Below are 13,601 nucleotides of genomic sequence, written 5' to 3' on the forward strand. Positions count from 1 at the left end.
TCTTCGCCAAACTCAAACTCTTCCGAGGTATCGCCACCCGCTACGACAAAACCGCCAGGAACTTCCTCGCTGCAATACACCTCGCCGCTTCTACTATATGGCTCATTTGATGACACGCCCTAAAACTCAGAGCTGCACAGGATAACTCCTCAATCTCCAGCAAAAAACTCAGGATTACTATGATGCTTCTGCCCCATAGCCATCGCCATCAGCAACCCGGCAACAACAATCAACACCGCCCCGCCAATCATGAACACCGTAGGCGTCTCCCGCCAAAGGATATAGGTAACAATCGCACCGGTCACAAGCTGCGTATAGTGGCACTGCGAAACATGCACCGCTGAAGTATGCTTCAGCGCAAAAAAGAAGCACATCGTCCCGAGCGTATAAAAGATGCCCACAGCCAGCAGCGTCCCCGTCAGCCGCATCGTCAGCGGCTCCGCATGCCACAGCAGCATCAGCGAACCGAAAACCGTCAGCATCATCCCGGAAGAAAACGTCAGGCTCTCCGGCGTCTCTGTCTGCGTCAACACCCGCGACCAGACCATATTGGCCGAGAAACACGCCACGCAGACCATGCATGCCGCATAGCCAATCCAATCTCCCTGCCGCACTGCGCCAAACGGATTCACCGCCACAACCACCCCCGCAAATCCCAGCAGCACCGCCGCAATCTTCTGCCAGCTCAACCGCTCCCGCAGAAACACCGCCGAAAGCAGCGCCGTAACCATCGGCGCCAGAAACACCAGGATGTAAAACAGCGTCAGCGGCAAATGCCGCAGCGCCACCACCACGCAAAGGTTATTCGCCAGGTCCAGACACGACCGCACCGCATGCGCCTTGTAATTCCGCGGCCGCAACACCGGCAGATTCTTCTGCGCAGCGGCGCGCAGAAACAGCGCCACCACAGACACCAGCCCCATCGACATGGAGATCTCGTAAACCGGCAGCCGCGAGTTTCCGGCGAGCTTGATGCTCGTATCCGTAAACACCCAGAAGGCAAATCCAGCCAGCGCCAGCCCAATGGCTTCCCAATGCGAAACACGGCGCGTCATCACGCCTCGTCAATGCAGCGGCTGGTCAGTAGGGCCAATGGAAAGGGGACTGGGGGAGAGGGCACCATCTCTTTCAAGGTTACCAAAGCCCTCATGCTCTCTTGACTATCTCGTATTGCTTGACAGACCGCCGCTATCGTGCGGGCGCTCCCGTGAAGAGCCTGTCCCATAGTGCCTCCTTCTCGCGCTCAGAAAAGTATTCTGCATCAAATGCTGGGACTAAACACCTAGCATGCATGAGACCGGATGAGACTCAGATTTACTTTCCAATGCAGAACGTCGAGAAGATTAGATTCAAGATGTCGTCCGGTGCTGTCTGTCCCGTAAGTGAGTCCAATGCCCATAGTGCACGGTACAGATCAATCAAAATCATTTCGTGGGGAATGCCGGTTTCACTCGCCCTCAGAGCGTCTTTCAGTGCAGAAATCGCCGTCGTCACCGCCTGGTAATGCCGCAGACTGGTCAGCATCCCCGGCTCACTCGCCGCGCCGCCCGTCGCCAGTTCCACAATTCGCTCGCGCAGTTCGGCAATCCCTTCGCCAGTCAGCGCGGACGTTGCAACGGCCGAAAGATTCCCGAATTCTGTTATCTCCGCAGCAGCCTCGCTCTTGAGATCGCTCTTGTTCGCGGCAATGAGCGCTGCCCGTCCCTCTACCGCGCGCAACAGATCACGCTCCTCCGCGTTCAAAGGTTGCGTTGAATCCAGCACAATCAGCACCAGACCAGCATCTGCCAAGGCTTCCCGGCTGCGCGCAATACCCATCTGCTCAGCCTCTTCGCGCGCCTCTCGCAAACCAGCCGTGTCCACCAGCTCCAGCGGAATCCCATCCAGCGCAATCCGCTCAGATACCGTATCGCGCGTTGTGCCAGGCGTTGCCGTCACAATGGCCCGATCGCACTCAACAAGCTGGTTGAAAAGCGAGCTCTTACCCACATTCGGCCTGCCCACAATCGCCAACGTCAATCCGTCATGCACAATTCGTCCGCGTGCAAACGATCCCGCCAGAGCCTCAAGTGGTGGAGTCAGATCTCCGATCCGCTGCGCAATTTCGTCTGTGCCAGTTACCTCAACATCGTCTTCGGCAAAATCAATCCCCGCTTCGAGCAGTGCAATCAACTCCACCAGGTCCTGCTTCACAGGCGTCACGCGCCGGCTTAGCGCGCCGCCCATCTGGCTCGCCGCTGCCCGCGCCTGCGTCAGCGTCTGCGCATCAATCAGGTCGCGCACCGCCTCCGCCTGTGTCAAATCAATCTTTCCCGCCAGAAACGCCCTTTGCGTAAACTCGCCCGGCTCTGCCAATCGCGCACCGAGTTTCAGAGCGCGCCGTAATAGCAGTTCCAGCACCACCGGTGAGCCATGCGCTGCAATCTCGACAAGCTCCTCGCCGGTGTACGAGTTCGGCGCGGCAAAGTACGTCACCATCGCTTCATCAATTTGCTCGGCATCCGCGCCATCTGCGTCCAACACATCGGCCAGCCGCGCATGCCCGTGCTCCAGCGGTTGCCGCAGCCGCACAAGCTGTACGCCAATCTCCGCCGCCTCCGGCCCGCTCAGCCGCACAATCCCGATCCCGCCACGCCCTGGCGGGGTAGAAATCGCCGCGATCGTATCCACGGCAACCGGCTTGTCTGCAATCTCACTCATGCAGCTTTCTATTGTAGGGAATCAGCTGGCACTCTTCGCGCGCACTCCAAGCCCATCGGCATCTTCGCCGTCGCTCTGATATAAAGGTTCCGCTATTTTCCTCGCGAAAAAACCCATGCTCAATTGCCGCTACGCCATTGCTTCCTGCGCCTTCTTCGTCTCCACTGCTGTCTTTCTCCCTGCACAGCAGCAGCCCATGCATCCTCCATCTGCAGCCCCTCTCGACCTCACCGTCGTCAAGCCCGAATCACTGGGCTTCTCTTCCGAGCGGCTTGAGCGTCTGCACACGCTCATTCAGGATGAAGTCGACCACCAGCAACTCTCCGGCGCCATCACGCTTCTTGCGCGCCACGGTAAAGTCGTCGACTTCCACACTTATGGCAAACGCGATCTCGCCGCTGGCGTGCCCATGACCACTGACACCATCTTTCGCGATTACTCCATGACCAAGCCCGTCACCGGCGTGGCCATGATGATCCTCTATGAAGAAGGCAAGTGGCTTCCCAGCGATCCCATCTCAAAGTTCGTCCCAGAACTAGCACATCTAAAGGTCTACAAAGGCAAGGACGCCGACGGAAAAATGATCCTCGCAGACGCCGATCACACGCCCACTATCGGCGAGCTTATGTCCCACACTGCCGGCTTTTCTTACGACCGATTTGGTCTTCCGGAGGTAGGAGCAATCTATCGCGACAAGCAGGTCATGCAATCAAAAAACCTGCAGGAGATGATCGACAAGCTTTCCACCATTCCGCTCAACTACCAGCCCGGCAAAGGCTGGATGTATTCGGTCTCAATGGACGTCGAAGGCTATATCGTCGAGAAGATCTCCGGCCAATCCCTGCCTGACTTCTACCGCGATCACATCTTCACGCCACTCGGCATGAAGGACGCCGGTTTCTACGTCCCCGCAGAGAAACGCAAGCGCTTTGCAACCAACTATCGTTATGACGACACGCAGAAGCAGATCGTCGCGTTGCCCACGGAAAACGGCATCCCCACCGACTACACCGCGCAACCCACCATGCCATCCGGCGGCGGCGGCCTCGTCTCCACCATCGAGGACTACTACCGCTTCGCATCCATGCTCGCAAACGGCGGCATGCTCAACGGCAAGCGCATTCTCTCGCCATCCACCGTAAAGCTCATGTCAACCAATCACGTGCCCGAGCCCGTCATCAACGGCACATACGGCCAGTTCGGCATCGGCCTCTCGCAGATGCGTCCCGGCTTCGGCTATGGCTACAACTGCGCCGTCATCTACGATCCGCCTGCCGCCAGCCTCACTGACGGCAAAGGCACATTCTTCTGGGATGGCGCCGCCGGTACCTGGTTCTGGGTCGATCCCACCAACGACATCGTCTTCGTCGGCATGATTCAGCGCATGTCCAGCCCGGACAATCATCCGCTCGAATACAAAGCCCATGCCGCGGTCTATCAGGCTCTAGTCGATCCGGCAAAATAACGCATTACCGCAATATGTCCAGCGCCATTGCCGTCACCGCCGTCACGCCCGTCCGAATCGTCGGCTCATAAACCGGTGCAAACAGCGGCGAGTGTTGCATCGGCAGTGACACTCCGCTCTTTTTGCTCTCCGCCAGCTTTTGTGAATCCGCAGCCCCCAGCCAGAACATCACAGCAGGAATCGTTCCGCCCTGCGAAAACTGGCCCACATCTTCGCTGCCCATCACCGGTCGCGCATCGAAGACATTCTCTTTGCCCAGAGCCGCCTCACCGCTCGCCCTGATCTTTGCATTCAGCCCAGGATCGTTGATTGTTGCAGGCGTATTTTCAAAGACCTTCACAGTCGGCATGCGGTCCGCGGGAATGCCGTAACCCTCGGCCAATCCTTTCGCCTCGCGATCAAGCTCGCTTACCATCTTCGCGCGAACCTCATCGGAAAACGATCGCAGGCTCAGCCCCATCGTCACTTCCTCAGGAATAATGTTATTTTTCGTTCCGCCGTGAATCGTGCCCACCGTCACCACCGCCGGAATTTGCGGGTCCATCTGCCGGCTCACAATTGTCTGCGCGGCAAGAATAAATTCCGCCGAAAGCACAATCGGGTCTTTGCCCGCCTGCGGTGCCGAGCCGTGGCTGCCCACGCCGCGAATTACCACATTGACTGAAGTAGCTCCCGCCAGCAGCGGCCCCGCCTTCACAGCAATCGTTCCCGCCGCAAACTCATTCGTGTCATGCTCGGCTAGCACATAATCCGGCTTCCCGAACCGCTCATACAGCCGGTCCTCCATCATCGCCTTCGCTCCGTCAATTGTCTCCTCCGACGGCTGCCCGATCAGCATCAGCGTCCCATGCCATTTGCTTTTGCGCGCCGCCATCTCCCGTGCCGTTCCCAGCAGCACCGTCATATGTATGTCGTGCCCGCATGCATGCATCACGCCCACATTCTGCCCCTGCGCGTTCGTCGTCTTCACCGTCGAGGCGTAATCCAGCCCCGTCTTCTCCTCTACAGGAAGCGCATCCATGTCGGTACGGATCAGCAGCCGCGGCCCGGCGCCATTCTCCAGCACCGCCACAATCCCATAGGCATGCGCCCCGTCCTCGTAGTTGCCCACGTGCTCCGTCACCATGTAGCCCAGCTTCCGCAATTCCCCAGCCAGATACGCCGAGGTCTGCTCCTCATGGTGCGAAAGCTCAGGATTCCGGTGCAGATGCTTATAAGTCTCCGTAAGCTCCGGTAGCTGAGCCTGCACAGACGAAGACAAATCCGCTGGCGCCTGCGCCATCGCAGGCACAGCCGCAAATAACATACCGCCGACAATCAACAGGCACGAACGCATGGGCATTCTCCGGAAACCAATATGGAAGTGAACTGGCGTCAGGCTAACACAGCCATTTTTGTGCCACACTCCGCAGGTTTAATGAATCTTAAATTTTTTCCTATTGCGTTCCCATAGGAGCTGGCGTACAGTTCTTTCTATTGGATCGCCATAGGAGACCTCGCATGGGCGGAAAATTCGATGTCTGGCAGGGGACGCTGGCTCTCATGGTTCTCAGAACCCTCGAAACTATAGGACCGCAACACGGCTATGGCCTCGCCCGTCGCATCGAGCAAACCAGCGGCGACAAGATCGAGTTGAACTACGGTACTCTCTACCCCGCACTGCTCAAGCTCGAACAGGAAGGCTACATCCGCTCGCATTGGGGCGCCTCCGATAACAACCGCAAAGCCAAGTTCTACGAGCTCACCAAAGCCGGCCAGCGTCAGCTCCGCAAGGCCGCATCCGAGTGGGAACAAACAACCGCTATACTGGCGCGCTTCCTCGCGCCCGCAGAGGAATAACCCATGCGCAAGCTTAGAGCCTGGATCGTTCGCCTTCTCGCCACATTGCACATGCAACGCACCCGCACAGTGATCGATGAGGAGCTCTCAGAGCACATCGCCATGCATACGGAAGACAATCTCCGCGCCGGGCTCGTCCCCGAAGAGGCTCGTCGTCAGGCCCTCATTCAACTCGGGGGAGAAGAGCAGGCCCGCCAGGCCTACCGCGACCGTGCCATGCTTCCCATCCTCGAAGGCATCGTACAAGATATCCGCTTTTCCCTGCGACAGATACGCAAATCTCCAGGCTTCACCCTCACCGCAGTGCTCACACTCGCCATCGGTATTGGCGCAAGCGCGACAGCGTTTTCGTGGATTAACTCCGTTCTGCTGCAGCCGCTCGGCGGTGTTGCCGATCCAGGCCGGCTTGTCGTTCTGGAATCAGTTACGCCAAACGGCGAATTGGTGCCGAATTCGTATCCGGATTTCATCGATTTCCGCAAAAATCTCAAGCTCCTCGACGGCGTTGCCGTATCGCGCCCTTCTGCTTTCAGCGTAGGTCGCAAAGACCATGCCGAGCGCGTATGGGGTGAGTTGGTGAGCGGCAACTTTTTTGCAGTACTGGGCGTAAAGCCCGAAGTGGGTCGCCTGTTTCTTCCCGCCGAATACGCCGATACGCCTAACAACTTTCCCATCGCGGTAATCAGCGATCGCTACTGGCGCTCGCACTATGGCGCCGACCCATCCATCGTTGGCAGGACGATCCGCATCAACCAGCATGAGCTGACAGTAGTTGGCGTAGCTGCTCCGCAGTTTCACGGCTCCCTCCCCGTGGTTTCGTACGACCTCTGGGTGCCCTACATGCAGCAGCCCGCGCTCAACAGCGTCAAGGAGTGGATGCTCCGCGACCGCCACAACCGCAACATGCTGGGCATCGCGCGCCTCCGGCCTGGCGTCACTCTCGCTCAGGCGCGACAGGAGTTGAAGGCACTCGCAGACCGCATGGCAATTGCAAATGCCGACGTAAGTCTTGGCATGAGCGCCACACTGCTGCCACCGGCAGAGTCGCCGCACGGACCGCAAGGTCTTCTCGCCGGACCGCTGCGCATTCTCATGGGTGTCAGCATCCTGGTCCTGCTCATCGTATGCGTCAATGTTGCCAATCTCCTGACGGCGCGCGCCACCCATCGCGAGAAGGAGTTCAGCGCGCGTCTCGCTCTTGGCGCCGGGCGCGGACGGCTCATCCGCCAGGTGCTCACGGAAAGCCTGCTGCTCGCTGCCTGCGGCGCACTGCTCGGCATCGCCTCCACACCGCTGCTCACACGCTCACTCAAGCTGCTCATGCCGCCCGGATCCGCGCAATCTCTGATCGCATTCGATACGCGGCCCAACTTTACTGTCATCGCCTTCATTGCGGGGTTATGCGTATTCACCTCGCTTGCCGCGGGGCTGCTGCCCGCCCTGCAGGTAAGCCGCATGAATCTAAACACACGCTTGAATGATGGCGGGCGCTCCGGATCCGCAGGCCGCTCGCACAATCGTCTACGCTCCATACTGGTCGCCGCAGAAGTAGCTCTGGCGCTCGTCACACTGGTAGGCGCAGGTCTCTTTGCGCGCGCGTTCGAGCAAACAATGAACATCGATCCGGGGTTCGACCCCAATGGCGTACTGCTAAGCCAGTTCTATCTCAACACCAACGGATACAGCTTGCAGCATCGCAAGGAATTCTGCCGCCGCCTGGTAGAACAGATGTCCACAGCTCCGGGTGTAACCGACATCGCGTATTCCGATGGCATACCGCTTGGTTTCGAGCCAAGCTGGTGGGAAGAGCTCGATATCGAAGGCTATGCGCGACAGCCCGGAGAGAATATGAACATCTTCCGCAACGTCATCTCTCCCGGTTACCTGCCGCTGATGCACATTCCCATCGTGGAGGGCCGCAACTTTACCGAGGACGACAACGAAGTCCCGGATATCGGATCGATGATCGTCAATGAGTCCTTTGCGCGGCGCTTCTTTGCCGGTCGCGATCCCATCGGCAAGAAAGTTCACGGATGGGGAAGCTTATTCCGCATCGTAGGTGTTGCAAAAGATTCGAAATATCACTACCTGGGCGAAGGTGCAACGCCCTACTTCTACGTGCCATTCCGCCAGGTCTATCGCGAAGACATGAATCTGGCATTTTATGTACGTGCGCATGGAGACCTGGACAGTGTTCTGACCACACTGCGCACAAAGACACGCGCAATCGATCCCAATGTCACAGTCTTCGACGCCGCTCCACTCAAGGAGTTCATCGGCGCTTCGCTCTATCCGCAAAAAGTGGCCGCAAGCGTGATGATCGTCATGGGGGGAATCGCAATCCTGCTGGCCTCCGTGGGACTATACAGCGTCATGGCATACTGGGTGGCGCAGCGCACGCAGGAGATAGGCGTACGCATGGCTCTGGGAGCGCAGCCCGCGCACGTGCTGTACCTGGTGGTACGTAAGGGGTTGGCAATAACCGCCATAGGCACCGCCGTTGGCATAATCTGCGCATTTATTTTGTCGCGCGCCATAGCCGGCGTGTCTTACACAAACTCCGCCATGGGCGCGCGGGCAAGCCTGCTTGCTGGCAATGCTGCAGACCCCTTGATTTATGTGGCCTCTGCGGCATTTCTGTGCTGCATCGCGCTGTTCGCTTGTTTGATCCCCGCACGCCGCGCCGCTTCCATCAATCCAACCGACGCGCTGCGAACCGAATAGGAGGTATCATGCGCAAACTCAGAGCCTGGATCGTACGTCTCTTCGCTACGTTGCACATCGGCCGCACGCGCACGGAAATCGACTCAGAGCTTTACGCGCACATCGCCATGCACACAGAAGACAACCTTCGCGCCGGCCTTACATCGGAAGAAGCACGCCGCCAAGCGCTCATCCAGCTCGGCGGCGAAGAACAGGCTCGCCAGGCCTACCGCGACCGCGCTACGCTGCCTCTCCTCGAAGGCATCCTGCAGGATGTTCGTTTCGCGTTACGCCAGATGCGCAAATCTCCCGGCTTCGCGCTTACCGCCATCCTCACGCTTGCTCTCGGCATCGGCGCCAACGCCGTCATCTATACCCTCGTCGATTCCATCCTCCTGCGTCCGCTGCCATACGCGGATCAGGACCGCCTTATGCGAGTCGTCGGAGAAAATCTCGTGCTAGCACCCAAAGGCTGGATTCGTGCCCTCGGCGAGCAATCCCACGCTTTCTCTTCCATCGCAGGCTATGGCGACGACGTCGAATTCAATCTCACCGACTCCGACATTCCCGAACGCGTCTTTGGCGCATACGTCACTATCAACGCGCTTGACACACTCGGCATTCACCCCGCAATCGGAAGCTTCTTCAACAAAGACGATGAAGTCGCCGGCCAGGACAACGACGTCGTCCTCGGCTACGGCTATTGGCAGCGCCATTTTGCCGGTGCGCCCTCCGCGCTTGGCAGCACACTGCGCATCAACGGCACCTCACGCCGCATCATCGGCGTGCTCCCTGCCGGTGTGCGGTTCCCTTACACGGACACTGAATTCCTCATCCCCGTCTCGTACAACCGCGCCGACAAATTTGATCCCTGGCGCCCATTCGACCTCCACATTTTCGGTCGTCTCGCCCCCGGCGTCGCTTCCAGCCAGGCGCGGGCTGAACTAGGCCGCCTGCACAATATGCTCCTGCATGTCTTTCCCTGGCAGATGCCCGACATCTGGGCCTCCGACATGACCGTCGTTCCGCTGCTCAAATCCGAAACCGGCGACATGCGGCCGCGCCTGCTGCTGCTCTTCGGCGCCGTCGGACTCATTCTGCTCATCGCCTGCGCCAATGTCGCGAACATGATGCTCGCCCGCGCCACATCGCGCGAACGTGAGATCGCCATTCGCGGAGCGCTCGGCGCATCCTCGCGCCGCCTCATCCAACAGTTCCTCTCGGAAAGCATCGTCCTCGGCATCACCGCCGGAGTCGTCGGCCTCGCCGCAGCCTTTGCCAGCCTCCGCATCTTCGTGCGCCTGCTGCCCGCGGGCACGCCGCGCATCGAAAACATCTCGCTCCGGCCCTCGGACATTCTTTTCACCCTTGGCGCGTCTGTTCTCGCAGGCTTGCTCTTCGGCATCATTCCTTCCGTTCGCATGGCCTCGCTCAATCTACTCGAATCTCTGCGACTCGGCAGCCGTGGCCTCGTTGGCAAAGGCCGTTTCGGCGCGTCCACGGTGCTCGTCGTGATGCAGATCGCTCTTTCCGTTATGGTCGTCACTGCCGCGGGCCTCATCCTGCACAGCCTTTACAAACTCTCGCAGGTCGATCCCGGTTTCCGCACCCAGCGCATCGTCACCGCAGAGGTCTCACTCGACTCTTCCGCCTGCAGTGTTGCAGGCCGCTGCAACACCTTCTTTCAAACGCTGCTTGAGTATATGAGCGGCATTGCCGGCATCGACAAGGTCGCACTCGCTGATACCCTTCCCCTCAATGGCCGTGACGGCAGCTACGTCTACGACGCCGAGGACCACCCCCGCAACGCGCAGGCAGGCGCATCGCTCGCCACTGGCCGTGCCATCTCTACGGGATACTTTGACCTGATCGGTCTGCGCCTTGTCCGCGGCCGCCTGCTCACCGCACAGGATGCCTCCGGGGCGACACGCGCCGTCGTCATCAACGAGCACATGGCCGAACGCCTCTGGCCACACCAGAACCCTATCGGCAAGCATCTCCTCGACGTCAACGATGAAGCCACGCCTGCCGTCTGGGATGCCGCCGCAGCTGTCGAAATTGTCGGCGTCGTCCGCAACACCCACGATGGCAACCTGGATGGCGACTTCGCCGATCAGGTCTATCTGCCCATCACGCCCACACATGAGCATCCCGTCATGTTCGCGCTTCTCCGCGGCCCAGCCACACCTGCTGAATCCGTATCCGGCTTACGCCGGGCTGTCGCCGGCATCGATTCGTCAGTCCCTGTCACACGAGTGCGCACGCTCAATGAAGTCGTCGCCTCGTCCGTTGCCGCCCCTCGCGCTCTTGCCGTTCTGCTGCTCGGCTTCGGCGCGCTCGCGCTCATCATCGGCGCAGTCGGCGTTTACAGCCTCATCGCTTACATCGTCAGCTGGCGCGTCCGCGAGATCGGCCTGCGCCTCGCTCTCGGCGCGCAACGCTGGCAAATCGTCATGGATGTTGTCCGCCAGAGCCTCCTGCTGGCGGGCACAGGCTGCGCAGCAGGCATCGTTGCCACTATCGCTTTGAGCCGTGTGCTGCGCAGCTTCCTTTTTGAGGTCGGTGTCTTCGATCCCGCCACACTCTTCGCCGTGCCTGCGCTCATGCTTCTGGTAGCGCTTGCTGCTGCGTGGATCCCCGCCCGCCGAGCCGCCGCTGTCGATCCCATGGTCGCTCTGCGCGCGGATTGAGACCCGACATAGCCTGCGCGTATAGCCTATAGAGAACCTATGCGCGCATCCGCACTTGAATTCCGTCTCCGCGTCCTCATTCACGCTGTCCTTGTCATTCTCGGCTTCTGGTCTCCATGGATCGAGTACTGGAATCTGGGCCGCCGCATCTCGCTTCTCGAATGGCTCGCGCTTGAACTGAGCCGCCTCGGTGTGGTGAGCTTTGCTTACGCCACGCCCATTGTCATCCTTGTTGCAACGCTCATCGCTGCGCTCGGTGTGTGGCTCCGCGTCTGGGGAACCGCATATCTTGATCCCGGTATCGTCCATGCGGCCAGCATGAACGCCGGGAAAATCATGGCCAGCGGCCCTTACCGCTACGTGCGCAACCCGCTCTACCTCGGCGTCATCTTCATGGTTGCCGCCATGGCCTTCGCCATGCCCATCTCGGGAGCGGTATTCGTCCTCATTCTGGTTCCGCTCTTTGATCTCCGCCTTATTCTCGGCGAAGAACAATTTCTCAGCGACAAACTTGGCGAGCCCTATCAGGCCTATCTGCGATCGGTGCCGCGCCTCATACTGCGCCTGCGCACCGCACTGCCCATCGGTCCGCGTCCCGCGCACTGGCTGCGCGCAGTCTTTGCCGAACTCACCCCCATCGGCGTCTTTGTCACCACAGCCATTCTTTGGTGGCGCTATGACGCAACACTTCTCGGCCGGGCCTATCTCATCAGCTTCGGTCTTTCGCTCGTCGCGCGCGCTTTCTTCCCGAGCGCCGCGCCTGCTGAATAACCATCAATATCGCACCAAAAGCAAAGCGGGAGAGGCCTCAGCCTCTCCCGCTTCTTGATGCGAACCTGAAAACTACTTCTTCGGGGGCGCGATGATGTCCTTCGCGCTCTTGGCTACAGTGAACTTCACCACGGTCTTCGCCTTGATCTTGATGGCTTCGCCCGTCTGTGGGTTGCGGCCGATGCGGGCCTTGCGCTCTGCCTTCTTCAAGCGGCCAATGCCAGGAATCACGAAGACACCGTTCTTCTTCGTTTCCTTGATGGCGGTCTCAGCCAACAGGTCCAGGAAGGCCGCAGCCTGCTTGTTGGTCAGTTCCATCTTCTCGGCCAGGTGGCGTGTCAATGCGGTTTTCGTCAATCCAGATGCCATTCGTATTCTCCTTAAAGATCAAAATGTTGCCTTGGGCTTCCGCTCGCCGCAGTGTCCTTCCACTTACTTCAAGACCGCTCGCGCCGGGACCGCATGGAGGGAGTCGACTGAGGCAACGTGTGAACGAAACCCCTGTATTCATGCGGGTCCAGAGAACCCTACCGTTCAACACCATGCGGCCTGACAGCCCTTAAAGTCAAGGTAAAAAGTACGATTTTCCACAAGTTTTGTTGGCTTTTATGGGTATTTCTCCCGAAATTGCCTGTTTTTGCCCGATTTTGGACAGTGTTAGCGCTTTCGCCAGCCTCTAAAACCCACTTCCCAGCCCGAACAAAACTTTCTTCTGCGGCTTCAGCGCCGCTGCAATCGGTGTATTCAGCGCATCCACCATCGGCGTAGTCAGCTTGAGATATTTGGTGACCATCGCGGCAAAATTCTTATCCAGAGCCGTTTCTGCCGGCAGTGTCGCGCTCAGTCCCCACTGCCGGCACTTGATGAGGTCCATCCCCGGATGCTCCGCCGGAAAGCCCTTCGGAGGCCGCGTCAAAGCATTCCCGTCGAACTCGGTGAAGTGCTTGCGCACGGTGGGCTTTTGGACAAGTTTTCTGAAGGATTCGTGATTTTCCAGCAGCCAATTCCGAATCGCGGCCAGTTGATCCTTCTCCGGCATATACGCACCGGCGGCAATCACCACTTCTTTTGCGCTCACATGAAAGTAATATCCCGCGCCAGAGGTTTTTCCCATTCCTTGGTGCGACCACCACGCCGCCACATGCGTCTTGTACGGCCGCTTGTCGGAGGCGAACCGTGTATCGCGATAAATGCGAAACAAGCTCTTCTCTGCCGGCCGCACATGCTGCGGCGCAAACTCCAGCATCGCCTCCGTCACCTTGCGCACAACAGCAAGCATCGGTTCCTTCAGTTCAGCTTCAAAGACAGCCTTGCGCGGCTGGAACCACTCGCGATCATTATGCCGCGCCAGATCACGTAGGAACTTCAGCGCCTCGGGACGGAAGTAGGGAACAGCAGGCTCGAAAGCAGTTTTCACGGTACGAGACATAGTA

Annotated in this window: 10 protein-coding genes and 1 pseudogene; 6 read left to right on the forward strand and 5 right to left on the reverse strand. The window is 59.1% G+C overall.

The annotated features are described in order from the left end of the window. Positions 1 to 110, forward strand: a pseudogene (locus ABSG47_RS10825) (IS5/IS1182 family transposase); the annotation flags it as partial. A gap of 39 nt (positions 111 to 149) precedes the next feature. Here ABSG47_RS10825 and ABSG47_RS10830 read toward each other — a convergent pair. Together ABSG47_RS10830 and mnmE are read right to left on the reverse strand one after the other, a co-directional pair. Next, complete coding sequence (locus ABSG47_RS10830; protein ID WP_424169697.1) at positions 150 to 1,055, reverse strand: DMT family transporter; 906 nt, start codon at positions 1,053 to 1,055, stop codon at positions 150 to 152. A 259-nt stretch (positions 1,056 to 1,314) separates the two neighbouring features. Next, positions 1,315 to 2,700 (reverse strand): tRNA uridine-5-carboxymethylaminomethyl(34) synthesis GTPase MnmE, encoded by a 1,386-nt coding sequence (mnmE, locus tag ABSG47_RS10835; protein WP_424169698.1) that lies wholly within the window; start codon positions 2,698 to 2,700, stop codon positions 1,315 to 1,317. 115 nt (positions 2,701 to 2,815) lie between these two features. Between mnmE and ABSG47_RS10840 the strand changes: the two genes are divergently transcribed. Beyond that, entirely contained in the window at positions 2,816 to 4,165 is a 1,350-nt protein-coding gene (locus ABSG47_RS10840; protein WP_424169699.1) for a serine hydrolase domain-containing protein, read from the forward strand. 4 nt (positions 4,166 to 4,169) lie between these two features. Here the strand turns inward: ABSG47_RS10840 and ABSG47_RS10845 are convergent, their stop codons facing one another. Continuing rightward, entirely contained in the window at positions 4,170 to 5,501 is a 1,332-nt protein-coding gene (locus ABSG47_RS10845; protein ID WP_424169700.1) for an amidohydrolase, read from the reverse strand. Positions 5,502 to 5,665: 164 nt separating this feature from the next. Between ABSG47_RS10845 and ABSG47_RS10850 the strand changes: the two genes are divergently transcribed. The 4 genes from ABSG47_RS10850 to ABSG47_RS10865 are packed head-to-tail and all read left to right on the forward strand — an operon-like array spanning position 5,666 to position 12,168. Next, entirely contained in the window at positions 5,666 to 6,004 is a 339-nt protein-coding gene (locus tag ABSG47_RS10850; RefSeq protein WP_424169701.1) for a PadR family transcriptional regulator, read from the forward strand. A 3-nt stretch (positions 6,005 to 6,007) separates the two neighbouring features. Next, the gene (locus ABSG47_RS10855; RefSeq protein WP_424169702.1) at positions 6,008 to 8,728 is read left to right on the forward strand and encodes an ABC transporter permease; all 2,721 of its coding nucleotides are present in this window, start codon (positions 6,008 to 6,010) and stop codon (positions 8,726 to 8,728) included. A gap of 8 nt (positions 8,729 to 8,736) precedes the next feature. Then, positions 8,737 to 11,397: an ABC transporter permease gene (locus tag ABSG47_RS10860; RefSeq protein ID WP_424169703.1), complete on the forward strand. Its 2,661-nt coding sequence runs from the start codon at positions 8,737 to 8,739 to the stop codon at positions 11,395 to 11,397. A gap of 39 nt (positions 11,398 to 11,436) precedes the next feature. Then, positions 11,437 to 12,168, forward strand: coding sequence for a methyltransferase family protein (locus ABSG47_RS10865; RefSeq protein WP_424169704.1), 732 nt, complete (start codon positions 11,437 to 11,439; stop codon positions 12,166 to 12,168). 72 nt (positions 12,169 to 12,240) lie between these two features. On the opposite strand, the gene ABSG47_RS10870 is transcribed toward ABSG47_RS10865, so the two are convergent. Next, entirely contained in the window at positions 12,241 to 12,537 is a 297-nt protein-coding gene (locus ABSG47_RS10870) for an HU family DNA-binding protein (protein WP_424169705.1), read from the reverse strand. 307 nt (positions 12,538 to 12,844) lie between these two features. Further along, a complete protein-coding gene (locus ABSG47_RS10875) occupies positions 12,845 to 13,597 on the reverse strand; it encodes a DUF2461 domain-containing protein (protein ID WP_424169706.1) in 753 nt (250 codons plus the stop codon). Positions 13,598 to 13,601 lie beyond the last annotated feature (4 nt).

Source organism: Occallatibacter sp., assembly GCF_049510455.1.
Taxonomy (GTDB): Bacteria; Acidobacteriota; Terriglobia; order Terriglobales; family Acidobacteriaceae; genus Telmatobacter.

Bases quoted from the DNA above. Each gene is read 5' to 3' on its own strand.
- ABSG47_RS10830 (WP_424169697.1), bottom strand. From the start codon at position 1,055: ATGACGCGCCGTGTTTCGCATTGGGAAGCCATTGGGCTGGCGCTGGCT.
- mnmE (WP_424169698.1), bottom strand. From the start codon at position 2,700: ATGAGTGAGATTGCAGACAAGCCGGTTGCCGTGGATACGATCGCGGCG.
- ABSG47_RS10840 (WP_424169699.1), top strand. From the start codon at position 2,816: ATGCTCAATTGCCGCTACGCCATTGCTTCCTGCGCCTTCTTCGTCTCC.
- ABSG47_RS10845 (WP_424169700.1), bottom strand. From the start codon at position 5,501: ATGCGTTCGTGCCTGTTGATTGTCGGCGGTATGTTATTTGCGGCTGTG.
- ABSG47_RS10850 (WP_424169701.1), top strand. From the start codon at position 5,666: ATGGGCGGAAAATTCGATGTCTGGCAGGGGACGCTGGCTCTCATGGTT.
- ABSG47_RS10855 (WP_424169702.1), top strand. From the start codon at position 6,008: ATGCGCAAGCTTAGAGCCTGGATCGTTCGCCTTCTCGCCACATTGCAC.
- ABSG47_RS10860 (WP_424169703.1), top strand. From the start codon at position 8,737: ATGCGCAAACTCAGAGCCTGGATCGTACGTCTCTTCGCTACGTTGCAC.
- ABSG47_RS10865 (WP_424169704.1), top strand. From the start codon at position 11,437: ATGCGCGCATCCGCACTTGAATTCCGTCTCCGCGTCCTCATTCACGCT.
- ABSG47_RS10870 (WP_424169705.1), bottom strand. From the start codon at position 12,537: ATGGCATCTGGATTGACGAAAACCGCATTGACACGCCACCTGGCCGAG.
- ABSG47_RS10875 (WP_424169706.1), bottom strand. From the start codon at position 13,597: ATGTCTCGTACCGTGAAAACTGCTTTCGAGCCTGCTGTTCCCTACTTC.